Below are 24,834 nucleotides of genomic sequence, written 5' to 3' on the forward strand. Positions count from 1 at the left end.
ATGGATAAGCATGAACGTTATATGCAAAGATGTTTGGATCTTGCTGTTTTAGGAATTGGAACAGTAGCCCCGAATCCAATGGTCGGTGCAGTCATTGTTTATGATGACACTATAATCGGAGAAGGGTACACTTCGCCATATGGCGGTCCTCATGCGGAGGTCAATGCTGTACAGTCTGCGATTACAACATATGGAATAGAAAAAGCGCGTCGTCTATTAACCAACAGCACCATTTACGTAAGTTTGGAACCCTGTGCGCATTTTGGAAAAACGCCCCCCTGCGCCGATATGCTGATAGCTTATGGTTTTCCAAAAGTTGTTATAGGTTGCTTGGATCCCTTTTCGAAAGTAAATGGTTTGGGAGTTGAGAAACTTGAGTCAGCTGGAATAACGGTTGTTAAAGGAATTTTGGAAAAGGAATGTCAATTTATAAATCGGAGATTTTTTACTCAAATAAATAATAATAGACCTTATGTAGTTTTGAAGTGGGCGGAAACTGAAGATGGATATTTTGCCCCGGCGGATACTGCTCAGCGTTGGATAACCAACGCAGCAAGCAAACAGTTGGTGCATAAGTGGCGGAGTGAAGAAGATGCGATCTTAGTGGGGCGAAATACGGCTTTGATTGATAATCCGAGTTTAACAAATCGCTATTGGAAAGGGAAGTCTCCAAAACGTATTTTGCTCGATAGGGATCTTGATGTTCCCTCCGACTATCACCTTTTGGATCAATCTACAGAAACCATTGTTTTTAACACCATTAAATCGGAGTGGAATCTAAATCTTAAATATATTGAAATCGAAAACTTCGATCTGTATCTGCCTCAAAGTGTTTTATATCAGTTGTACCTGATGGATGTGCAGTCCATCCTTATTGAAGGGGGAGCTAAAACGCTGCAAATGTTTATTAATGCGGGCTTATGGGACGAAGCAAGAATATTTGTTTCTGAAGAAACGTGGGGGGCAGGACTGGTATCCCCAAAAATAGATGGCATTTTGGATGGAAAACTAAACGTTTCCAATGATCAGTTATTGATCTATCATCCAATTCTTTAATAATTTATTTTAAAATAACCTATTAAAGCGGTAGATTTATATTATGTCATTTCCAGAAGAATTACTCCACTTCATCTGGCGTTTTCGCTTATATAGCCACCTGAATTTAGAAACTTCTGATGGAGACCCGTTACGTATATTAGAGATAGGACTATATAATGTTAATGCGGGCCCGGACTTTGAATTCGCGTGTGTTCGAATAGGTGATACACTGTTTTATGGCCACATAGAGATTCATATTAATGCTAAAGACTGGAGAAAACATGGTCACGCATCTGATCCAGCATACAATAATACAGTATTACATGTGGTATGGAATAATGACTTTTCGGTACGACGATCAGATAGTACTAAAATTCCGACCTTATGTTTACAATCTTATGTAGAAGAGGAAAGATTGTTGAAATATCAGTCGCTTGTCCAAAGTCTGAAGTGGATACCCTGCGAAAACCAAATTCATCTAGTGGATGACGTTGTTGTTTATCCGTGGTTAAGTCGACTTACCATTGAGCGCTTAGAGGCCAAATACGAATATATTTTCAAGATGGTTCAGGAATACAAACAGGATTGGGAGCGGGTGTTGGGCGTTATACTGGGAAGAGCATTCGGTATGCAAGTAAACTCGAACGCTTTTGAAAAGTTGATGCTCACTCTGGATTTAGCTTTATTCCAAAAGTACCAAAACGATAGCGTAAAAATGAGCAGTTTGCTGTTTGGAACAGCAGGTTTTTTGAATCGGGACATGAAGGACGATCATTCCAAAGTATTACGATCAGAATTTGAATACTTAAGGAAGCTACACAAAATAGAGCCAATGAGGGTAGAAGAGTGGAAGTTTTTACGTATGAGACCCTACAATTTTCCTACTTATCGTATTGCACAGCTAACCACGTTATTGAGTAACAAGTCTTATTGGTTTGAGTTTATTTTGAAGGAAGATAGGGAAACTATTTCTACTACGATTCAATCGTTCAACCTCAATAGTTATTGGAAAGATCATTATAGGTTTGAGAAGCAGACGAAAGTTCATTCCCTTGCGTGGTCTAAGGATTTTATATCTCACCTTTTTATTAATTGCTTTGTGCCTATTGTGTTTGCATATGGTAAGTTTTATAGTGTGGAAAAATATATGGATAAAGCTATGCAATGGCTGGAGGAAATAGGGACGGAAAGCAATTCTGTCATTGCAAGGTTTAAAAAAATGAGCTTGAAAGCGAGTACGGCTGCCGATTCGCAAGCCTTATTGCATCTGAAGAAAAATTATTGTGATGGTAAAAAATGTTTACAATGTGCAATCGGTGTATCGCTTTTAAAACACTAATTTACCTTCAAAATCTCTGCTATTTCCTGAAAACCTTTATCTGCGGCCAAATCTGCCGCTGTTGCTCCTAAGTCTGTTGCGATTGATATATTTGCGCCTTGTTCCAATAGTAAAATAATTAGTTCGATATTACCATGCTGAGCCGCTAAATGTAAAGGGGTAATACGCGCTGCCTGCACTACATTTACTTCAGCTCCTGCTTCAATAAGCATTTTACTTATTATATCGTTATTGATGCCTAACGAAGCATGGAGCGGATATACGTTATAGCCGTTTTGCGAAGGTATATTTGGATCCGCGTGATGGGCCAGCAAAATTCTTACAATATCTTCTTTGCCAAAATGCGAGGCTATGCCAATAGGGGTAAACCCGTGGCCTGAAATTTCGTTAATTACTTCCGGTTTTTGCTCAACCATCATCTGCACGTGTTGTGCTAACCCCGCGGCACATGCTTCATGTATGGTTATTGATGTAATGTATTTTAAAATTGTCTGTACGATTTGGGATTTATGGTAATAACAGGCCAATAAAAGAGGTGAAATATCATGGCTTGTATTTTCTTTAACCAAGTAAGGGTGTTTACTAAGTAATAAATCTAAATCTTGAAAGTTACCGGTTTCAATATATTCCTCAAGTACTGTTAAGCTCATTTTTGAATTTCCTATTTCTCAGCACCGAAATAAAGAAAAAAATATGGATTCGACACTAATTGTGAGTAAAATTTCTTTTGTGGATTAATAATACTGGTTTTTACGAAATCTTTCTCCGATATACTTTTTTGTTTTTAAAATGTAAAAAAAAGTTTTTATGTAGTATTTAAACTACAAATTTTTAATCTTAGTGCTTCAAGAACCGATAAAGTATTGCAAATAACGAAAGGTTACGTACTTTTGTAGAGCCCTCCCCAAGGGCATGTTTTTCATAGGTAGATGTAGGGTCGAATATTTCTTATTCGGCCCTTCTTTTTCACAAGTATTTCTCTCCGCTTACAGTCATCAAGCTATTTACTCTTTTTGGTTTACCGCTGTTGCCCCCAATCCTTAAGGTTTTTTTATAGCTTTGCGTTATGAAACGAAAAATCGTCATCGCAGTTACCGGAGCATCTGGTTCAATTTATGCTAAAGTATTGTTGGATAAACTGAGTCTACTGACGGATCAGTTGGAGGAGATTAGTATTGTTATGTCAGATAATGCTAAGGATGTCTGGAAGTTTGAATTACAAAATGAAGGGTTTAATACGTATCCCTTCGTATGTTATTCTAAAGATGATTTTATGGCGCCTTTTGCGTCGGGGTCGGCAAATTTTGATACGATGATTGTCTGCCCCTGTTCGATGGGGACTTTAGCACGAATAGCAAACGGCACCTCTTCGGATTTGACTACCCGATCTGCTGATGTTATTTTGAAAGAAAGAAGAAAATTGATTCTTGTTGTTCGGGAAACTCCTTTAAATATGATACATTTACAAAACATGCTAACGGTGACCCAGGCAGGTGGAATTATTTGTCCGGCTAGTCCGTCGTTTTACAGCCGACCGCAGGGCTTAGAAGAAATGGTCGCAACGGTGGTGGACAGGGTAATCTCATTGACTGGTCTTAAGATAGATAGTTACGAATGGGGACAGAGCACGAATAAATAGTCTTGAAAAAGGGGAGGTGACATATAGCTTGCTTTAATATTGGAGGCGATTATAATTGCATATAAAAGCAAATTTATCTAAGTTTGTTTTTTAATGGAGCAATTTGATTTTTCGGTCTTTTCGAAAAGAAATCTTTTAATAGAGCAATACTCTAAACCACTCTTTTTTTTACTAAATTGCTTTAATTCCTTTGTGTTAATTAGCAAAACTTAATTTCTAGCATATTATATTCATGAATACGATCTTAATTACTTCTGCAAAATTGATTTTACCAGGACATAAATTCCACCAACAAGAAGTTGATCTTTTGGTAAGTAAAGGTAAAATTGCGGATATAAATAAGAAGATTAAATATTCCGATGAAAAACTTCAGGTTATTGAGGCGAATGGCGCGATATTAGCGCCGGGATTCTTTGATTTGAATGTAAATATTGGTGAACCGGGATACGAGACAAAAGAGGACATGAAGACGGGTACTGCTGCTGCAGCAGCAGGAGGGTTCACTGGCATCGCGGTTCATCCGAATACTAGTCCTGCAATTCAAAGTCGATCCGAAGTTTCGCTAACCGTAAATATAGCTAAGGGGAATCTTGTAGATGTGTATCCAATTGGAGCAATAAGCAAAAACCGAGAGGGGAAGGAGATGGCGGAGCTCTATGATATGAGACAAAATGGCGCGATTGCTTTTTCGGATGGTAATCATAGTGTTCAGCAGGCTGGATTAATGGGGCGTGCATTGTTGTATGCTCGTGGATTTAATGGGCTGGTGATATCCTTTCCACAAGACGAATCAATTGCCGCGGGTAATCAAATGAATGAAGGGGTGATGAGTACGTTTTTAGGTATGAAAGGTGTTCCAAATTTGGCAGAGGCTTTAATGGTTTCGCGTGATTTGTATTTGGCAGAATATAATGAAGCACCTATTCATTTTACGACTATTTCTACAGCGGAATCCGTAGATCTAATAAAACGAGCGAAAGCGAAAGGTGTGAAAGTAACCTGTGATGTAGCGGCCCACAGTTTAGTCTTTACTGATGATGATGTAGCGGGGTTTGATAGCAACTACAAAGTTAGCCCTCCCCTGCGTACCCTCAAGGATGTAAAAGCATTGATAAAGGGACTCAAAGAGGGCGTCATAGATTCTGTTGTTTCCCAACACACCCCACAGGAGGTCGAATTTAAAGCGGTTGAATTTCATAACGCAAAAAATGGTATTACTGGTTTACAAACAGTATTGCCAATGTTGCTTAAAGCCGGACTGAACGAGGATCAAATCGTTGAAAAATTAGCCATAAATTCACGTAAAATAGTAGGCTTAGAAACTCCTAATATAGCCATAGGCGAGAAAGCAAATATTGTGCTGTTTAGTTCAGAGACCAGTTGGGAATTCAACGATAAGACAAATAAATCGAAGTGTAAAAACAATCCGCTTTTCGGACATACTTTGAAAGGAAAAGTACTAGCGGTAATAAATAATGATCAAGTGATTATTAATAATTAATACTATGGATATTAAAGTAAAAAAATCAGTAGAGGCAGGCATAAATATATATGCTAACCTTGAGAAAATAGAGGCAAAAGAGTTTCAAGATGCCATCGAAAGCGCTTTCAATGCGGAGGTTTCATTCATGGATAAAGTTAAACAGGTAGATGCTGTTTTTGATGACTATCAATCTTTTGAAGAACTTCGCGAGGTGTTTTTCGATTTGTTAATGATCAATTTTTTTTCCCAGGATGTACAAAAATTAGAAGAAGATTATCTCGATTCTGAAGAATGGGAGGCCATTGAAGAAGAAACATTGGATAGAGGTACAGAACTGTTAAATATGTTTCTATACCTTAAAGAATGTGCGGATGATAATATTGCTCCAGAACTGGAAGATTATCTGAAAGAGTTTTTGTTGGTCGAAGAAGATGAGTTTCAGGATGAGTATCGCATTTATGAAAAAGTCATTGCAAATCAGATACTTGTTGAAAGTGATTATTCTGAAATTGCAAATGTATCTACGACAGTACATGATGAAGATGAATTATACGAGCTTTTTAACCCTATCGTTAGCTTCTTTTACGAACCAAACCCGTCGTCCGATCAACTTGCCGAATTCACCAAACATGCTAAAAATAAATCACTAGAGACGGCATTTTATCAGATCATTACTAATTTTAATAAATAGTAGTTATGAATGATTTAAGTGCGAAGGAAAAGAGAAATGGATTGATATTCGGAGCAGTAGTAGGTGTAATATCTATAATCCTCTCCGTTCTGAGTATTTATTATACTCGAAATGCGGAGACTTATTTCAACCTATACATTGTCAGCACTGTATTGAAGATTGTGGGGTCGATAGCCACTCCTGTGTTTTTTATCTACTTATTAAGACGTAGCTGTGGTGGAGAATGGATATTTAGCAAAGCACTAAAAAGCATTTATATCCTTTTAGCGGCTAGCATAATTGTTAGTTCACTTGGTATCACCATATATCAGAAGACAATGGATAAGACTGTGTTGGAGGAAAGTTATCAAAATTTGATGAACTTAAAAATAGTAGAGATGGAAGAGAAAGGAGCGAGCAACGAAGAGATAGATCAACAAATGGAGGTTATTGAACAGGATCGTGAATTTGCTTTTAGTCCAATGACTTTTAGAAATACTATTCCACCAATTTTTATCAGTTTACTTTTGAATTTTATATTTGCGTTGATTTTAGCTCTTTTATTTAGGAGTAATACACAAAAAGTTAACTAAGCGATTAATTATAGATCTTTTATGGATATTTCGGTAGTCGTACCTTTATATAACGAAGCAGAGTCCTTGCCCGAATTGACGGAGTGGATCCAACGGATAATGGATCAGCATAGTTTTTCTTACGAAATTATTCTTGTTGACGATGGAAGCAGGGATGCCTCTTGGCAAGTAATCATGGACTTGAAAAAGAAAAATGAATATATTACGGGCGTCAAATTTCGGAGAAATTACGGGAAATCTGCTGCACTCAATGTTGGTTTCGCTGCTGCGCAGGGAGACGTAGTCATTACAATGGATGCAGATTTGCAGGATAGCCCTGATGAAATTCCGGCGCTGTATGATCGTGTGAAAAATAAAGGGGCTGATCTCGTGTCGGGGTGGAAGCAAAAGCGGTACGATCCGCCGACAAAAACTATACCGACCAAATTATTTAATTCGGTAACCCGCAGTATGTCTGGGATTCACAATCTGCATGATTTTAATTGCGGATTGAAAGCTTATCATAAAGATGTCGTAAAAAGCATTGAAGTCTATGGCGAAATGCACCGATATATTCCAGTATTGGCCAAATGGGCGGGATTTATAGATATTCAGGAACAGATAGTCCAGCATTACCCTCGAAAATATGGTACTACTAAGTTTGGTCCTGGGAGATTTGTAAAGGGATTTTTGGATCTGTTATCGATATTTTTTGTAGGCAAGTTTGGTAAACGACCAATGCATTTTTTTGGCCCCATTGGAGTAATTAGCTTTTTAATTGGATTTTTCATTACTTTTTACTTAATCTGTGAAAAATTAATGAGTATAGCACAAGGAACTGCCTATAGGAATGTAACAGATCAGCCCTTATTCTTTTTGTCATTGTTAAGTATTGTGATAGGTACGCAGTTGTTTTTGACCGGATTTATTGCGGAGCTGATATCTAGAAATAGTTCGGAGCGAAATAAATACCAAATCGAACGCGTAGTTTAATCAGCATGTTTTTTTCCATTATTATCCCTCTTTACAACAGACCGCAAGAAATTAAGGAACTTTTAGAATCCCTAGTTTCTCAAACATATCGCAATTTTGAAGTAATTGTTGTGGAAGATGGATCTACAAATTTGGCAGAAGATATTGTAAAGTTATTTTCTACCGATCTCCAAATTACGTATTTTTTTAAAGAAAATGGAGGCCAAGGATTTGCCCGAAATTATGGATTTGAAAGAGCGATAGGTGATTTTTTTATTGTATTCGATTCCGATGTAATTGTTCCTTCTGAGTATCTTTCTATGGTCTTATCTAGTATTGAAAAGAATAAATGGGATGCATTTGGAGGGCCAGATGCTACGCACTCCTCTTTTACTTCTATTCAGAAGGCCATCAGCTACTCTATGACAAGTCCCTTTACTACTGGAGGAATACGCGGAAATAAACGGCATGTGGGACAATTTCATCCACGCAGTTTTAATATGGGCATATCGCGTACGGTATGGCAAAAAACAGGGGGATATAAGTTGTCTAGACGTTCAGAGGACATTGAGTTTAGTATTCGGGTAATTGGAAGCGGTTACAAAGTTGGGTTAATATCTGAAGCATTTGTGTACCATAAACGAAGAGTGAATTTTGCGCAATTTTACAAGCAGATATACTCATTTGGTAAAGGAAGGATAGATATTGCGCAGTTGTATCCGAACGAATTGAAATTCGTTCATGTACTTCCTTCTTGTTTCACCGTTAGCATTATCGTATTGCTGATCTTAAATTTCGTTAACATCCTTACTTTCGACGAAATGACTCTTTTGCACTATTTGGCTTTGATTGGGAATACGCTGATATTGCTTTTTTGCACAGTATTATTCGTACACAGTCTCATTTCGACTAAAAGTATTCGTGTAGCGATGCTGTCTGTATTAGCTTCATTTACGCAATTGATAGCATATGGAAGCGGATTTATTCAAAATTATATAGATCGCGTCGCGTTGAAAAAAAATACGGTACGGTAAACTTTTGTTTTGAAAAATAGGATTAGTATATTGAGCAGAATATGGTACTATCATTTACGCAATATAATTTAGATAAAATAGAAAATCTCTTTAATGATTTGGGGTATAAAGTAAGGTATGAGAAAGGAAATTTCAAAACTGGTGCGTGTTTGATCCAGAATTCAAAGGTTGTTGTGGTCAACAAATTCTCTAATCTCGAAATCAAGATTTTGTCTTTGGTTCAACTTTTAAAAGACTTCGATTTAGAAAAGGGGAACCTGGACGATAAACAGTATACATTTTTTAGATCTTTAATCAAAGTAACTGCATAAATTTTGAAAATTCGATTTCTAGGAACTGGAACCTCACAAGGTGTACCCGTCATTGCTTGTCAATGTGAAGTGTGTCGATCGACAGATGTACGGGATAAGCGATTAAGGTCTTCTATTCTTATCGAATTGGAAAAGTATAATATTGTGGTTGATACAGGGCCTGATTTTAGATTCCAGATGTTGAGAGCACAGGTGACCCATTTGGATGCTGTATTGATGACTCATTCCCATAAAGATCATATAGCTGGGTTAGATGACGTACGTGCGTTTAACTATCTACAGCAGGCGTCCATTCCGATATATGCTAATGTCGAGACACATGAAGCTTTAAAACGAGAGTTCTACTATGCATTTAGTGATACCAAATATCCAGGTGTTCCTCTTTTGGAATTGCGAGAAATTGAAGCTGGAATACCTTTTTATTTATTTGAAAACGAGATCATGCCTGTTGAGGTGCTACATTATAAAATGCCCGTGCTGGGGTTTCGTATAGGTGATTTTGCATATATTACGGATGCCAAAACTGTTTCGGCCGAATCGAGGAAGCTGTTAGAAGGGGTAAAGGTTATTGTTGTAAATGCTCTTCAAATGATGCCGCATATATCCCATTTTACTTTGGAGGAAGCACTGACCTTCATTGATGATGTCAATCCTAGTCAAGCCTATCTTACCCATATCAGTCACCGTTTTGGTACACATGCTGAAATCCAATCTCTACTCCCTCCTAATGTATTTGTCTCCTTTGACCAATTAAGTATTGAAGTAGGTTAGAAAAATTTATCTTTCAAAAACTTTCCGTACTTCAGTTTGTTATTTTATTGTAACACTATAAATTAATTGTTTAAAGGGCTTAATACTTATTCAAACTATGGGAAATTTACTTTACACGATTGCAGTAATTTTAGTAATTATTTGGGCAATCAGCTTTTTTGGAGGTTATGCCACAGGTGGCATAATTCACATTTTATTAGTAATAGCAATAATTGTGGTTTTATTGCGGGTAATACGCGGCAACGCTTAACTCATTTTTTTTAGATAAATCTGGGCAATTTCAATATCTTCTGGAAACGTAATTTTGATATTCTTATGAGTGCTTTCCAAAAGATGAATGGGATTGCCCATTTTTTCTACCACCGAAGCATCGTCTGTAAAATCAGGCTGTTCCTTCTGTTCATAGGCCTCCATTAAAAGCGGTGCGGGAAATGTTTGCGGAGTTTGCGTTAACCATATACTATCTCGTCTTATTGCTTTTGAATTGTCAATTGTTCCATGGCGCACCGAATTTGTACTCTGCACAGCCAAAACATTAGCTTTACCCATATGAGCCATTTCAAAAGATCTTTTGATCAAGATTTTATCGGTCAATGGTCTTGCTCCATCATGAACAGCAATAGCGGCACTTTGTAATGATATTGCGCTATGTTTATCCTTCAGGTATCTTAATCCATTTTTAACGCTTTGAAAGCGCGTTAAACCACTGTGTACGATATCATGCTTTACACTAAATTGGTGACTTTGACACAGAGTTGTCCAATATCTTTCCATTTCGGTATGCAACACAACAATAATGTGGGTAGCGAGAGGTGCGAAAACTTCAAGCGTATGCATTAAGATTGGTCTGCCTTCCAGTAAAAGGTACTGTTTTGGTATATCCGATTGCATACGCGATCCCGCGCCGCCAGCTACAATGATCACAATATTGTTTACCATGGGGTGTGGATAAATTAAAAAAGCGTGAATTTATCATTCACGCTTAAAATTATAAAATATTTTATAAAATTAAATAATTAACATCGCATCTCCATAACTGTAAAAACGATATTTTTCTTTAACGGCAACATCATAGGCATTCATAATATTTTCATATCCTGCAAAGGCCGCAATCATCACTAACAAAGTCGATTCAGGAGTATGGAAGTTTGTAATCATTGAGTTTGCAATACTAAAATCGTAGGGTGGATAAATGAATTTACTCGTCCAGTCTGCCGCCGGCTTCAAATGTCTGTCTGCCGATACAGAAGATTCTATCGCACGCATAGAAGTGGTGCCTACAGCACAGATTCTACGTTTATTGTCAATGCCTTTATTTACGGTTTTAGCTGCTTCATCTGTAATAATGAATTGCTCAGAATCCATTTTATGTTTTGTTAAATCCTCCACTTCCACTGTACGGAATGTTCCCAATCCCACATGAAGTGTTACTTCTGCAAAGTCAACCCCTTTAAGCTCCAATCTTTTCATCAATTCGCGCGAAAAGTGCAGGCCTGCTGTTGGAGCTGCTACCGCACCTTCATTTTTGGCATAGATTGTTTGATAGCGAAATTTATCTTCCGGGGTAGCCTTGCGTTTAATATATTTAGGAAGCGGTGTTTCGCCTAAAATTTCGATGTTACGACGAAATTCTTCATCTGTGCCGTCGAACAAGAAACGGATAGTTCGTCCTCTAGAAGTAGTATTATCAACCACTTCAGCTACCAACAAATCCTCCTCACCAAAATACAATTTATTACCTACACGTATCTTGCGTGCGGGATCAACTAACACATCCCATAAGCGTAATTCTCTATTCAATTCGCGCAATAAGAAAACTTCTATAGTAGCGCCCGTTTTCTCTTTATTCCCATACATACGGGCGGGAAACACTTTGGTGTTGTTGAGGATCATAACGTCTTTGTCATCAAAATAATCCAAAACATCTTTAAAAATTTTATGTTCTATTTTACCAGTATCACGGTGTAAAACCATTAAGCGAGATTCGTCGCGATGTTCTGATGGTTCAGATGCTAATAGTGATTCTGGTAAATTGAATTTGAATTGTGATAATTTCATCGTTTAATCAATGTTTATGATTTCTATCCTATTACATATTGGAGATAAAAAAGAATACAAAGGTAAGCATTTTATTCGATATTAATGCACTCTTATTGTTGTAAAAAATAGAAAACAATTCTGGATAAATTGTAGTTCTTATAAAAAGACTTAATTTTCGTTTATTATCATAAAAAAGTGTTTTTACAAAAAATAAGTCGTATTTTAAATGCAGTTAATACTGACAATTGTAAAAAGATAGAATAATATTTTATGGGTGATATAAAAAAGCAGGAAATAGCATCAGAAATGGTGACAGAAGAATCTTTGGAAGGGACTATACAACATGTAAATAATCCAGTCCTTGATTTGCCGGAGATAGAGAAAAGGTACCTCCGATCGATAACTGGGTATGTTAAGGATGGAAATAATTTTGTTTTTACAGACGGGAAAGCTCAAGTAGAAATCAAAGTGGTCTCTGATGATGTAATAAGGGTACGTTTGGCTCCACAGGGTGCTTTTTTAGATGATTTTTCATATGCTGTGATCGAACAGGAAAAACATACGCACTCTTATGATTTGAGAGAAGATGATAAAAATTTTCATGTTAAGACAAATAATGTGATCTGTACGATTTCAAAAAAAGATTTTTTGGTATCATTCTCAGATATAAAAGGAAAGACGCTCAATGCGGATCATGCGCCTATGCATTGGGAAGAAAATCCTGATTTTGGGGGATATTATGTCTACTGTACAAAAAAAGCATATGAAGATGAGGTTTTCTTTGGAGGCGGTGATAAGGCGTCCAGCTTGAATTTGCGAGGTAGGAGAATTAAGAATTGGAATTCAGATACCTATTCCTTTGCTTTTAATCAGGATCCTTTATATAAAACAATTCCTTTTTATATTGGTGTGACCCAAGGGGATGCTTATGGTATTTTTTTCGACAATACGTTTAAAACATTTTTTGATTTTGCGGCAGAACATCAGGATCAAACGAGTTTCTGGTCTGAGGGGGGGGAGCTACAGTATTACTATATAAATGGGCCTCAAATAATGGATGTAGTCCAACGTTATCACGCCCTTACAGGAACTCATTTTTTGCCACCTATGTGGGCAATTGGTTACCATCAGTGCAGATGGAGCTACTATCCCGAAAAAATGGTTCGCGATGTCGCGTCTGAATTCCGAAAACGTGAGATCCCATGTGATGCTATTTATTTGGATATTGATTATATGGAGGGTTATCGGTGTTTTACTTGGAACAAACATTACTTTCCAGATCCTAAAAAAATGATAAGTGATTTGTCGGCCAATGGTTTTAAAACTGTAGTAATGATCGATCCGGGTATTAAAGTGGACGAAAATTATTGGGTTTTCAAGGAAGGACATGATAATAAATATTTCTGTCGTCGGGGTGACGATTACTTCATGGAGGGGTTTGTTTGGCCTGGACGGTGTCAGTTTCCAGATTACACCAATCCTGACGTACGAACTTGGTGGGGTACTTTGTATAAAGGACTTGTGGAAGATGGCGTAGCCGGATTTTGGAATGATATGAATGAACCAGCGGTTTTTGGACGAGGTACATTTCCGGACGATGTTCGTCATAATTACGATGGATATAGAGGGTCACATCGTAAAGCGCATAATATATATGGTATGCAAATGGTTCGCGCTACTTATGAAGGGCTTCTTAAGTTATACAAAAATAAAAGGCCTTTTACAATAACACGAGCGGCATATTCAGGCACTCAACGTTATTCATCGGTATGGACAGGTGATAATATTGCTACCTGGGAACATTTACGTATAGGTGTATTACAATTGCAACGTTTGTCCGTTTCTGGATTATCATTTTGTGGTACGGATATAGGTGGTTTTACGGGTAATCCCGACGGAGAATTATACACACGTTGGATGCAATTTGGGGTATTTTCACCATTCATGCGTGTCCACTCAGCCGGAGATACTCGCGATAGGGAGCCTTGGAGCTTTGGCCCAGAGTGGGAAGCGATATGTAAAAAATTTATTGAATTAAGATATCGTTTGTTGCCGTATATTTATTCCATATTCTGGCAACAACATAAGTATGGACTTCCAATCTTGCGGCCAGTTGCATTGCTGGAACAGCATGTCTATAAAAATTTACTTCGAGAGGAGGAATTTGCATTTGGCGACAAAATATTGGTATCTCCTGTTTTGAATCCCGGCCAGATGTCTAAGGTGGTTTACCTTCCGAAAGGAGAATGGTTTTATTATTTTACCAATGAAGTATTCAAAGGGGGAGAAGAAGTGTCTATATCAACTCCGCTGGATCAAATGCCAATGTTTATTAAAGGAGGTACGATTCTTCCAGAATATCCTGTTATGCAATACGTAGATGAAAAAAAGATAGAGGCATTAAAATTAAATGTATACTATTCGGAGGGCGAGCACGATAGTTATGCATATACCGATCATGGAGATACTTTTGCTTTCGAACAAAATGTCTATTTGGAGAAGCACTTTATTTTCACTGGAGAAGCAAATAGTGTAAAGATTCTCCAGCAACGTGATGGCTTATTCACGGAAAGATATGATGATTACAATATATATCTGATCGGTTTCCCTTTTGAAATAAAACAAGTAATAGCAGACGGTGTCTCTGTGCCGGTGTTATCTACGGAGAATGGTGAGAAATATGTAGTTGTAGAAAATGATTTTAAAAAAATAACCGTAGAATAATCTATTATGAGTAAAGCTGTAGAAGTTTTTTCTTTGCTGACAGATTTTGACATTGAACTCTTTAAAGCCGGGAAGCATTTCCGCTTATATGAAAAATTCGGCTCTCAAACAGTTTTTTTAGACGGCAAGCAAGGCGTTTACTTTGCTGTTTGGGCCCCGAATGCGCAGGTGGTATCTGTAGTAGGAAATTTCAATGGCTGGAACCCTCACAGTCATCCTTTAAATGTTAGATGGGATGGAAGTGGTATTTGGGAGGGAGTTATTTTTGACATTGGAATAGGGGAAGTATATAAATACCACATACTTTCTTTTTCAGGCACTCATGTCGAAAAAAGTGATCCTTTTGCTTTAATGACGGAGATACCACCCCATACAGCTTCTATTGTAAGTACGACTTGGTATCAATGGAATGATGAGAAGTGGATGCGGCATCGCAATGTGAATAATAGCCTAAGTAAACCAATTTCTGTTTATGAAATGCACATGGGTTCTTGGATTAGAGATCCAAATGATTCAGAGAGACTGCTGTCTTATCGTGAGGTGGCCGAGAAACTGGTACCCTATGTTAAAAATTTAGGCTTTACCCATGTTGAGTTTATGCCAATAATGGAACACCCGTATTATCCTTCATGGGGATATCAAGTTACGGGGTATTATGCTGCAAGCTCACGATATGGTAATCCGCAGGACTTGATGTTTTTAATAGAGCTGCTTCATAAAAATGAAATTGGAGTTCTGTTGGATTGGGTTCCCTCTCATTTCCCCGGGGATGATCACGGACTTCGGAATTTTGACGGTACATCGTTGTACGAACATGAAGATCCGAGAAAAGGATTTCATCCAGATTGGAAATCATATATTTTCAATTATGGACGAAATGAAGTTCGCTCTTTTTTAATTAGCAATGCATTATTTTGGTTAGATCGTTATCACATTGATGGGATTAGAGTAGATGCAGTTGCATCTATGCTCTATCTCGATTACTCGCGCAATGAAGGTCAGTGGATTCCAAACGAATTTGGAGGTCGTGAAAATCTTGAAGCCGTTCATTTTTTAAAGGAACTCAATGAAGCTGTATATGCTAATTATCCTGAAGTGCAGATGATTGCTGAAGAATCTACTTCCTGGCCCGGAGTGAGTCGTCCTACGTTTAATAATGGTCTAGGGTTCGGTATGAAATGGATGATGGGATGGATGCATGATACGCTCAACTATTTTAAAGAAGACCCAATTAATAGAAAATTTCATCATGATAAATTGACTTTCTCTACTGTATATGCTTTTCACGAAAACTTTATGCTCCCGTTGTCGCATGATGAGGTCGTATATGGAAAACAATCGTTAATTGATAAAATGCCAGGAGACGAATGGCAGAAATTTGCCAATTTGCGAGCCCTGTATTTATATATGTTTACTTTTTCTGGTACTAAGCTCTTATTTATGGGTGGAGAATTTGGGCAGACTTCGGAATGGAATGTAAACCGATCATTAGACTGGCATCTATTAGAGTATGCACCACATAAAGGTATGTATCAGTATATAAAGCAATTAAATGAGATATATAAATCAGAACCTGCATTATACGAAAAAGCATTCAGTGGAGATGGGTTTGAATGGTTGGAATATGGTGATAGTGAAAATAGTGTGCTTGCTTTTATTAGAAAAGGATTTGTGCCTTCTACTGATGTAATAGTCGTTGTCAATTTGACACCAATTGTCCGACAAGGCTATCGAATGGGTGTTCCTGAAGCCGGCAATTGGGAAGTGATATTCAATTCGGACGACCTCTCTTTTTTCGGTTCGGGTACGGAAACGCCAAACGCTAAATCGGAACAGATTCCTTGGATGCATAAAGCCAATTCTATCAAAATTAATTTACCCCCTTTGGGTGGGTTAGTGTTTAAAAGAACGACGTAAAATATCTTATTATGGAAGTTATACATTTAAGTGTTGAGTGTTTTCCCGTAGCAAAGGTTGGCGGATTAGCCGATGTTGTAGGTGCTTTACCTAAATATCAACGTAAGATAGGGATAGATGCACGAGTAGTTATTCCTTGGTTTGATCGTCCTTTTGTAAAAGCGCATCTATTCGAGATTGTAGGCACCGGCTCATTTTCTCAAGGATCCGAGGAGTTACACTATGAGGTGCATAAAGAAAAAAATGATACTTTGGGATTTCCTCTTTTTCTGATTAAAATACCAGGAAAGCTAGATAGGGAAGAGGTGTACTGTTATCCAGACGAAGCAGAGCAATGGATAGCCTTTCAACACGCTTTTTTACATTGGATACAAAATAGCGGTATACATCCATCTATTATCCACTGCCACGATCACCATGTCGGATTGATTGCCTTTTTATTGCAACATGGTACAGAATTTAGAAGCTTGGTAGATATCAAAACCATATTTACAGTTCATAACGGTCAATATCAAGGTTGGATGAATTGGAATAAAGGGATATTGCTACCTCCTTTTGATACGTGGAAATGGGGACTATTGGATTGGGATGGATTGATTAATCCGCTAGCCACTGCTATTAAATGTAGTGATGCGTATACGACCGTATCTGAAGGTTATTTAAATGAACTTTTTATCGAGGCCAATGGTTTACAGGGACTGTTTAATGCAGAATCTGCAAAAGGGTACGGTATTGTGAACGGAATAGACACAGCTTACTGGAATCCTCAGATCGACACATTAATTGAAAAGAAATACAACAAAATAACTGTGCAGAAAGGTAAGGAAGAGAATAAGCAAATTCTTTGTGAGAAATATAACCTTTCTAGTGATTTGCCCTTGCTTTCCTTCATTGGAAGATTTGCAAAAGAGAAGGGTGCTGACTTATTGTCTGAAATTTTTGTAAAATTATTTTCTGTTCGGGAAAATATTAGTATATTTATTTTAGGTTCCGGTGATGAAGAGATTCAAAACAAGCTCAAGGAACTGGAATTGAAATTTGAGGGAAAATTGAGCTTATTCTTTGGCTATGATGAGATCCTTGCACATCAGGTATATGCCGCATCTGATATGCTGCTCATGCCGTCAAGAGTAGAGCCCTGTGGTTTAAATCAACTTTATGCCTTAAAATACGGTACTATTCCGATAGTACGTGCGATTGGAGGACTTAGAGACACCGTCGTTGATGTCGCAGATGGAGGATATGGATTTGTCTTTGATAAGCTTAATGCAGACGATGCTGTTGAGGCAATTTTACGATCGCTTGATATTTATTCCAATTTGAAAATATGGAAAGGGATTCGTAAGAAAGCAATGCATCTTGATTTTTCATGGGATAGATCAGCTCAAAAATATGTAGAATTATATAACCAGTTACTTAAATAGCTATGGCACAACATAAAGTAGTATCGCTAGTACTAGGAGGAGGGAGAGGTACTCGTCTTTACCCTCTCACAGATCAAAGATCAAAACCGGCAGTTCCAATTGCTGGAAAATATCGTTTGGTAGATATTCCTATATCTAATTGTCTTAATTCCGGGTATAATAAAATCTTTGTTTTAACACAATACAATTCTGCCTCGCTCAATAAACATATTAAGAACTCTTATAATTTCAGTATTTTTAGTAAAGGGTTTGTTGATATTCTAGCGGCCGAACAAACAAACGATGGAGACAAATGGTTTGAGGGTACTGCAGATGCGGTGCGCAGAACGCAAAAAAACTTAATTAATGTAGACTACGATTATGTGCTGATATTATCCGGAGACCAACTTTATCAAATGGATTATTCGGATTTAGTTGATTTTCATGTTCAAAATGGTGGTGAAATTACTATTGGAACTATTCCGGTCGTCGCAAAAGAGGCTTCAAGTTTTGGGATTTTGAAATCTAACGAGTCTAATGAAGTTATTTCTTTTATTGAAAAACCTTCAAAAGATTTACTTCCTGATTGGCCTTCTGAAGTTCCTCAAGATTTAGAAAGGCAAGGACGCAAATATCTTGCCTCGATGGGGATTTATGTTTTTTCAAAAGGTGTAATGAGAAGACTACTGTCAGAGAATCCCGGAATGGATTTTGGTAAAGAGATTATTCCAGAGGCTATCGGAAATTGTAAAGTTTTAAGTTATCAGTTTGATAGCTATTGGACTGATATCGGTACTATACCTTCTTTTTTTGAGGCAAATATCGGATTGACAGATGATATTCCTTCCTTCAATTTGTTTGGGGAAACCGTTTATACACGAGCGCGTATGCTTCCACCTTCCAAGATTTCGGGTTCGACATTAAACAGCGCGATTGTCGCGGACGGTTGTATCTTAATGGCGGATAAAATAGAACGCTCCGTAATTGGAATTCGATCGCGGGTGGGCAAAGGATCAGTTGTTAAATATACTTATATGATGGGAACTGATTACTATGAAGATTTGAACGAGGTGGTAGAGCTTACAAGTTCACAAACACCCCCCCCCATTGGTGTAGGCGAACGGTGTTATATTGAAAATGCTATTTTGGACAAAAACTGTCGTATAGGTAACGATGTGCGAATTAAAGGGGGGAAACATCTAGATGATGGGGATTTTGAACATTATACAGTAGTGGAGGGAATTGTGGTGGTAAAGAAAAATGCAGTTATACCTAACGGAACAAGTATCGGTTGTTCTTCTGGATTTTAATGAGCATAATAAGTGAAAAGGATCACTTACGTTTTTATTTGAGAATATATGCAAAGGGGCTAGATTTAATCTAGCCCCTTTGCATTGAAATTATACCTAATTCTTATATCAAATTGGTAAGTGCTTCTTTTATTCTTCTTAGCGCTTCTATTAAGCTCTCATCAGAAGCCGCGTAAGAAAGACGTATATAGTTGTCATTTCCAAATGAATCTCCGCCTACCGTAGCAACATGACCGAAGTTTAGCAAGTATAATGCTAGATCAGCTGAGTTTTTAATTTCATTACCTTCTGGGTCTTTTTTACCAAAAAATGAGCTGATTTCGGGAAAGAAATAGAAGGCTCCTTCGGGCAAGTTAGTTTTTACGCCTGGAATATCATTTAACAAATCATAAACCAACTTCCGACGTCGTAAAAATGCTTCTTTCATCGTATTTACACTTTCCAGTCCTTGCTCGTAAGCTACAATTCCTGCGCGTTGCGCGATAGAGCAGGTTCCAGAAGTTGTTTGTCCTTGCAACTTGTCATTCGCTGCTGCGATCTCTTTATTTGCGGCGATATAGCCCAAGCGCCACCCTGTCATTGCGAAGGCTTTTGAAAAACCATTCACGATGATTACGCGATCTCTGATGCTATCAAATTGTGCTATTGATTCGTGCTGGTCGACAAAATTAATATGCTCATATATTTCGTCCGAAAGAATAAAAATATTCGGATGTTTTTCAAATACGGTGACTAAAGCTGCTAACTCATCTTTGCTATATACGGATCCAGTAGGATTACAAGGAGAAGAAAACATAAAAAGTTTAGTATTGGGCGTAATAGCCTCCTCCAATTGTGCTGGAGTAATTTTGAAATTACTTTCAATATCGGTGTCGATAAAAACAGATTTTCCCTCTGCTAAGGTTACCATTTCGGAGTAAGATACCCAGTATGGGGTAGGAATAATCACCTCCTCACCTGGATTTATTAAGGTCAATATTACATTGGATAATGATTGTTTAGCGCCTGTAGAAACGACTATTTGTGATATGTCATAATCTAGACCATTTTCGTTTTTTAGCTTATTTACGATTGCTTGACGCAGATCTGGATAACCCGGTACCGGCGAATAACGTGTGTAGTTATCGTCTAATGCTTTCTTTGCGGCATCTTTTACGTGTGCAGGTGTATTAAAGTCAGGTTCGCCGACACTAAGACTGATGACGTTGATGCCTTTCGCAGCCAGCTCACGACCTAATTTGGTCATTTTTAAAGTTGCTGACTCGGATAGGTTGTTAATCCTATTTGATAAAAATGATGTTGTACTCATAGTAGTGCAAATATATTATATAGCCTTCATTTTTAGTGCTAAAAATTTGATAAATTGTAAAAAATAAGACTATTTATATATGAAATTGAAATTTGACAGTTTTATAATTGCTTTGCTGAATCTTTTTAACTCCTGTGTATTTGTATTTCGTGCGATAAGTGCGTCTTATTTGGTCTGTTATTTTACGTCAGTACTAGAAGAAAGAAGAAAACGATGGTCAAATTACCTACCCCAATCGTTTTATTCGTTATAGTTCTTTACGAAGTCGGGCAACAGGGATATTCATAGCTTCCCGATATTTTGCCACGGTACGACGGGCAATTGTGTAACCCTTTTCTTTAAGTATGTCGGTTAATTTTTCATCTGCCAATGGTTTGCGTTTATCTTCATTGGCTATACATTCCTCTAAGATCTTTTTTACTTCCTTATTCGATACCTCTTCTCCGGAGTCAGTTTGAATCGCTTCGGAGAAAAATGATTTCAATAAGAACGTACCAAATTCCGTTTGTACGTATTTAGAATTTGCTACACGGGATACGGTAGAAATATCCATTTCGATCTTGTCTGCGATATCTTTTAAAATCATCGGTCTAAGCATGCGGTCATCACCCGTTAGGAAATAGTCGTATTGATATTCCATAATAGCATTCATCGTTTTTAAAAGGGTTTGTTGACGTTGCTTAATCGCATCGATAAACCATTTCGCAGAATCCAATTTCTGTTTTACAAATTGAACTGCCTCTTTCATTTTCTTATCTGATTTTTCCGTTTTTTCGTAATGTTCAAACATATCTTGATAAGATCGTGAAACACGTAATTCTGGAGCGTTACGGCCGTTTAGTGTTAAATGTAACACACCATCATTATTCATTATATGGAAATCAGGAATCACATGCAACTGTTTTCCGGCTACAGCCCCAGAATCGCCCGGCTTAGGGTTCAATTTCAGAATTTCATTGATTATTCCTTTCAATTCTTCTGAATTCACCCCTAATTGTTTCTCTATTTTGTCGTAATGTTTCTTTATAAATTCATCTAAATAATTTTCGACAACTTGAATTGCCTTTTTTATAATTAAGTTATTTTGATCTCGTTTCCGAAGTTGAATAAGAAGACACTCCTGTAAGTCTCTAGCGCCAATACCAGCAGGTTCGAATTCCTGAATAATTGCCAACATATCTTTTACTTCTTTTTCGTCTGTAACTACATTCTGAGAAAAAGCAAGGTCATCTATCAACGACGGAATGGGTCTTCTTAAGTAACCGTCGTCATCTAGACTTCCAATGATTTGGTTTCCGACAAGATATTCCCTATCGGATAAAGCGAGTAGGTCCAGTTGATTTTGGAGCTTTTCGAAAAAAGAATCTTGTATAGCGATGGGTATTTCCTTACGGTCGTCCTCATCATCATTCGAATAATTATTTCCATAATCATTGAAATCATCCTCCTGTATATATTCTTCTACACTAAATTCTTCGTCAAATGATTCATCACTACTTTCAAAGTTTTCATCTGGATCTTTGTCCGGATACTCCTCAATAGGATCATTCATGTTTGCCAAACTGCCATCCTCAAGTGCTGGATTTTCTTCCAATTCTTCTTTTATTCGGGTATCTAATGAAGCAGTAGGAACCTGCAACAACTTTATAAATTGTATTTGTTGAGGCGATAATTTTTGCAGTAATTTTTGTTGTAATGTTTGTTTTAACATGCTTAAGTTAATTACAAATGTAAATTTAGTCAATTATATTGAGATAATTTAAATTTAGGATCGTGATGAGGACGGCTTTATAGAGGAAGCCAGATACTTTTAAGAAGTAACAAGGTGATTTTTACCTGTTATAATCATTTGTTAAAATTCGTTAATTTTTTTATTTGACCATATCAAATAATCCTTTAATATGTAGTTTTTTCAAACATTTTATTCATATTTACCTCATGTTTAGACGAGTTAAAAACAAACCACTTCGCTACCTTCTTACTGCTATCTATAGCATTATATTATTTACATGTGCTGTTCAACTCAATTTCTTAGGTCTTTTCGGTTACGCCCCTACTAAAAGAGATATCGTTATGCCGACCTTAAATGTGGCCTCTGAAGTATATACGGCCGATTCGGTGCTGATAGGTCGTTATTTTGAAGAAGACAGAGATCCAGTGCTCTACGATAGCATTGCACCCTCCGTGTTGGAGGCGTTAATAGCAACAGAAGATATTCGGTTTTACAAACATAACGGGATTGATTTTTTGGGATTAGTTTCTGGGGCTGTTTCAACGTTGAAAGGGGATCCTCGCGGCGCTAGTACCATTACACAGCAGTTGGCCAAAAATTTATATCGTACACGTTACGCCCATTCTCAGGGATATTTGAATAAAGTTCCTGGAATTAGTATCCTGATTACCAAATATAAAGAATGGATGACTGCATATAAGCTGGAAAGAAAATATTCAAAAAATGAGATCATTACCATGTATTTGAATACCGTGTCTTTTAGCAACAATGCATATGGGATAAAATCAGCATCTCTTCGATATTTCAATAAGTTACCGAGTGCTCTTAACGTGAACGAGAGCGCTTTATTAATAGGTATGCTGAAGGGGACCACCATGTATAATCCAACCCGAAACCCTAAAAATGCGCTTCAAAGACGTAACGTGGTACTGAATCAAATGCAAAAAGCGAATTTTATTACTTCAGATGAAGTCGCACAACTCAGTCAAGATTCGTTAAGATTGAACTTAAATTATCAAGATAATAGAGATGCAAGCGATTCTTACTTGCGTGCGGCTGTGGAGCGTTGGTTGGATAAATGGAGTCAAGATAATGAAATAGATATTTACAAAGCAGGATTAAAAATATATACTACTATTGATTCACGGATGCAAAAAATTGCCGAAGATGTCGTCGCAACACAGATGAAAGAGTTGCAGCGGCGATTGGAAAATACTTGGCGTAATCAAGAACCTTGGAGGGATAAAGCAGGAGAGGTATTGCCTGACTTTTTGGAAAACCATGCCCGTAAGCTTCCGGTTTATAAAGAATTGATGGAACACTATCGTAATGAGGATTCTGTGTTTTTAATTCTGGATAAGAAAAAAAATATGAAAGTGTTCACTTGGGATGGTATGCAGGATGTCAATTATTCTACTATGGATTCTTTAAGACATTATATCGTCATGCTGAATACTGGTATGATGGCAATGGATCCGTATAATGGTGAAATAAAGGTATGGATAGGGGGTATTAACCATTCTTTTTATAAATTCGACCACGTCAATCAATCTAAACGGCAGGCCGGTTCTACTTTTAAACCTTTTGCCTATTTAGCAGCATTAGAATCTGGCATGTCTCCTTGTGATAAATACGTGGATCAACCTATTAAAATTGATTTTGTTAATTTAAAGGGTGAGCCCGAGGTTTGGGAGCCAAAAAACGCAGACTACACATTTTCTCATCAAAATATGTCGTTACGATGGGCCATGGCTAGATCACTTAATTCGATTACTGCACAAGTAACACGAGATGTGGGATGGGATAAAGTGGCGAACGTGGCACATCAGTGTGGAATTGAAAGTAAATTGGAGCCCGTTCCTTCAGTAGGGTTAGGGTCGAACGATGTTTCCGTATTCGAAATGGTGCGTGCATATAGTACGTTTATGAATGCCGGTAAGAAGACAGAACCGATTTTAGTGTCTAAAATTGTGGATATGGAGGGGCGTATAATAGCTGAGTTTAAATCACAACAAAAGCAAGTAGTCGACCCCGAGAACGCGTGGCTGATGACGTATATGCTTAGAGGTACGATAGAAGAGCCAGGAGGTACGTCGCAGGCGCTTTGGGAGTGGGATCTATTCCGTAACAATAATGAAATTGGCGGGAAAACAGGAACTTCTTCGGACTATGTAGATGGCTGGTACATGGGAGTTACCAAAGATTTAGTCGCGGGAGTATGGGTGGGGTGTGACGAACAAGGCATACATTTTAAAAATTCGCAAACTGGAGAAGGTTCTAAAACGGCGTTGCCTATTTATGCTGCATTTATGGAAGAAATATATAAGAATCCCACATTTGGCGTAACGTTCGGTAAATTTCCTGAACCAACAGTAGATATCAAAAAAGAGTATAGGTGTCCTAGTCCTCGAATACGTGTGCAACCAGATACTGCAAATATAGAACGTGATTCAGTAGGAGATATTAGTATTGATATGTTGTCCGATTTACCTCAGATAAAACCCACTCTGCCGCAAAATTCTAATTCAAATACGAATTCGGATGAAAATATTCAAATATTGACACATTAA

21 protein-coding genes are annotated in these 24,834 nt (G+C 37.5%); 16 read left to right on the plus strand and 5 right to left on the minus strand.

Annotation, left to right across the window (positions count from 1 at the left end; all coding sequences use genetic code 11):
- Both ribD and FAZ19_RS08950 read left to right on the plus strand, forming a co-directional pair.
- A complete protein-coding gene (ribD, locus tag FAZ19_RS08945; protein ID WP_136820357.1) occupies nt 1–1,056 on the plus strand; it encodes a bifunctional diaminohydroxyphosphoribosylaminopyrimidine deaminase/5-amino-6-(5-phosphoribosylamino)uracil reductase RibD in 1,056 nt (351 codons plus the stop codon).
- A gap of 43 nt (nt 1,057–1,099) precedes the next feature.
- A complete protein-coding gene (locus FAZ19_RS08950; protein WP_136820358.1) occupies nt 1,100–2,377 on the plus strand; it encodes a DUF2851 family protein in 1,278 nt (425 codons plus the stop codon).
- Here FAZ19_RS08950 and FAZ19_RS08955 read toward each other — a convergent pair.
- Nucleotides 2,374–3,027: an ankyrin repeat domain-containing protein gene (locus tag FAZ19_RS08955; protein ID WP_136820359.1), complete on the minus strand. Its 654-nt coding sequence runs from the start codon at nt 3,025–3,027 to the stop codon at nt 2,374–2,376. The genes FAZ19_RS08950 and FAZ19_RS08955 overlap by 4 nt on opposite strands.
- 416 nt (nt 3,028–3,443) lie before the next feature.
- On the opposite strand from FAZ19_RS08955, the gene FAZ19_RS08960 reads away from it, so the two are divergent.
- The 9 genes from FAZ19_RS08960 to FAZ19_RS09000 all read left to right on the plus strand — a co-directional run bounded on the left by FAZ19_RS08960 (nt 3,444) and on the right by FAZ19_RS09000 (nt 10,079).
- Nucleotides 3,444–4,016 (plus strand): UbiX family flavin prenyltransferase, encoded by a 573-nt coding sequence (locus FAZ19_RS08960; RefSeq protein WP_136820360.1) that lies wholly within the window; start codon nt 3,444–3,446, stop codon nt 4,014–4,016.
- 232 nt (nt 4,017–4,248) lie between these two features.
- Nucleotides 4,249–5,517 (plus strand): dihydroorotase, encoded by a 1,269-nt coding sequence (locus FAZ19_RS08965; protein WP_136820361.1) that lies wholly within the window; start codon nt 4,249–4,251, stop codon nt 5,515–5,517.
- A 4-nt stretch (nt 5,518–5,521) separates the two neighbouring features.
- Nucleotides 5,522–6,190, plus strand: a complete 669-nt coding sequence (locus FAZ19_RS08970; RefSeq protein WP_136820362.1) for a hypothetical protein — start codon at nt 5,522–5,524, stop codon at nt 6,188–6,190.
- Between the two features lie 5 nt (nt 6,191–6,195).
- Nucleotides 6,196–6,762, plus strand: a complete 567-nt coding sequence (locus FAZ19_RS08975) for a DUF4199 domain-containing protein (protein WP_136820363.1) — start codon at nt 6,196–6,198, stop codon at nt 6,760–6,762.
- A gap of 21 nt (nt 6,763–6,783) precedes the next feature.
- The gene (locus FAZ19_RS08980; RefSeq protein WP_136820364.1) at nt 6,784–7,734 is read left to right on the plus strand and encodes a glycosyltransferase family 2 protein; all 951 of its coding nucleotides are present in this window, start codon (nt 6,784–6,786) and stop codon (nt 7,732–7,734) included.
- Between the two features lie 5 nt (nt 7,735–7,739).
- The gene (locus tag FAZ19_RS08985; RefSeq protein ID WP_136820365.1) at nt 7,740–8,747 is read left to right on the plus strand and encodes a glycosyltransferase; all 1,008 of its coding nucleotides are present in this window, start codon (nt 7,740–7,742) and stop codon (nt 8,745–8,747) included.
- A 41-nt stretch (nt 8,748–8,788) separates the two neighbouring features.
- Nucleotides 8,789–9,058 (plus strand): hypothetical protein, encoded by a 270-nt coding sequence (locus tag FAZ19_RS08990; protein WP_136820366.1) that lies wholly within the window; start codon nt 8,789–8,791, stop codon nt 9,056–9,058.
- A gap of 3 nt (nt 9,059–9,061) precedes the next feature.
- A complete protein-coding gene (locus FAZ19_RS08995; RefSeq protein WP_136820367.1) occupies nt 9,062–9,829 on the plus strand; it encodes an MBL fold metallo-hydrolase in 768 nt (255 codons plus the stop codon).
- 97 nt (nt 9,830–9,926) lie between these two features.
- A complete protein-coding gene (locus FAZ19_RS09000) occupies nt 9,927–10,079 on the plus strand; it encodes a lmo0937 family membrane protein (protein WP_136820368.1) in 153 nt (50 codons plus the stop codon).
- Here the strand turns inward: FAZ19_RS09000 and FAZ19_RS09005 are convergent.
- Complete coding sequence (locus FAZ19_RS09005) at nt 10,076–10,768, minus strand: 2-C-methyl-D-erythritol 4-phosphate cytidylyltransferase (RefSeq protein ID WP_136820369.1); 693 nt, start codon at nt 10,766–10,768, stop codon at nt 10,076–10,078. The genes FAZ19_RS09000 and FAZ19_RS09005 overlap by 4 nt on opposite strands.
- A 69-nt stretch (nt 10,769–10,837) precedes the next feature.
- Nucleotides 10,838–11,887 (minus strand): tRNA preQ1(34) S-adenosylmethionine ribosyltransferase-isomerase QueA, encoded by a 1,050-nt coding sequence (gene queA / locus FAZ19_RS09010; RefSeq protein ID WP_136820370.1) that lies wholly within the window; start codon nt 11,885–11,887, stop codon nt 10,838–10,840.
- A gap of 252 nt (nt 11,888–12,139) precedes the next feature.
- Between queA and FAZ19_RS09015 the strand changes: the two genes are divergently transcribed.
- Genes FAZ19_RS09015 through FAZ19_RS09030 form a run of 4 tightly spaced genes read left to right on the plus strand, consistent with a single transcriptional unit; the run spans nt 12,140 to nt 19,223 of the window.
- Entirely contained in the window at nt 12,140–14,593 is a 2,454-nt protein-coding gene (locus FAZ19_RS09015; RefSeq protein WP_136820371.1) for a glycoside hydrolase family 31 protein, read from the plus strand.
- Between the two features lie 6 nt (nt 14,594–14,599).
- Nucleotides 14,600–16,510: a 1,4-alpha-glucan branching protein GlgB gene (gene glgB, locus FAZ19_RS09020; RefSeq protein ID WP_136820372.1), complete on the plus strand. Its 1,911-nt coding sequence runs from the start codon at nt 14,600–14,602 to the stop codon at nt 16,508–16,510.
- A gap of 11 nt (nt 16,511–16,521) precedes the next feature.
- Nucleotides 16,522–17,934 (plus strand): glycogen synthase, encoded by a 1,413-nt coding sequence (locus FAZ19_RS09025; protein WP_136820373.1) that lies wholly within the window; start codon nt 16,522–16,524, stop codon nt 17,932–17,934.
- 2 nt (nt 17,935–17,936) lie between these two features.
- Nucleotides 17,937–19,223: a glucose-1-phosphate adenylyltransferase gene (locus FAZ19_RS09030; protein WP_136820374.1), complete on the plus strand. Its 1,287-nt coding sequence runs from the start codon at nt 17,937–17,939 to the stop codon at nt 19,221–19,223.
- A gap of 103 nt (nt 19,224–19,326) precedes the next feature.
- Here the strand turns inward: FAZ19_RS09030 and FAZ19_RS09035 are convergent, their stop codons facing one another.
- Nucleotides 19,327–20,532, minus strand: coding sequence for a pyridoxal phosphate-dependent aminotransferase (locus tag FAZ19_RS09035; protein ID WP_229707373.1), 1,206 nt, complete (start codon nt 20,530–20,532; stop codon nt 19,327–19,329).
- A 247-nt stretch (nt 20,533–20,779) separates the two neighbouring features.
- Nucleotides 20,780–22,243, minus strand: a complete 1,464-nt coding sequence (gene rpoN / locus FAZ19_RS09040) for an RNA polymerase factor sigma-54 (protein ID WP_136820375.1) — start codon at nt 22,241–22,243, stop codon at nt 20,780–20,782.
- 227 nt (nt 22,244–22,470) lie between these two features.
- On the opposite strand from rpoN, the gene FAZ19_RS09045 reads away from it, so the two are divergent.
- Nucleotides 22,471–24,834, plus strand: coding sequence for a transglycosylase domain-containing protein (locus FAZ19_RS09045; RefSeq protein ID WP_136820376.1), 2,364 nt, complete (start codon nt 22,471–22,473; stop codon nt 24,832–24,834).

Origin of the sequence: Sphingobacterium alkalisoli, assembly GCF_005049105.1 — a bacterium.
Classification (GTDB): domain Bacteria; phylum Bacteroidota; class Bacteroidia; order Sphingobacteriales; family Sphingobacteriaceae; genus Sphingobacterium; species Sphingobacterium alkalisoli.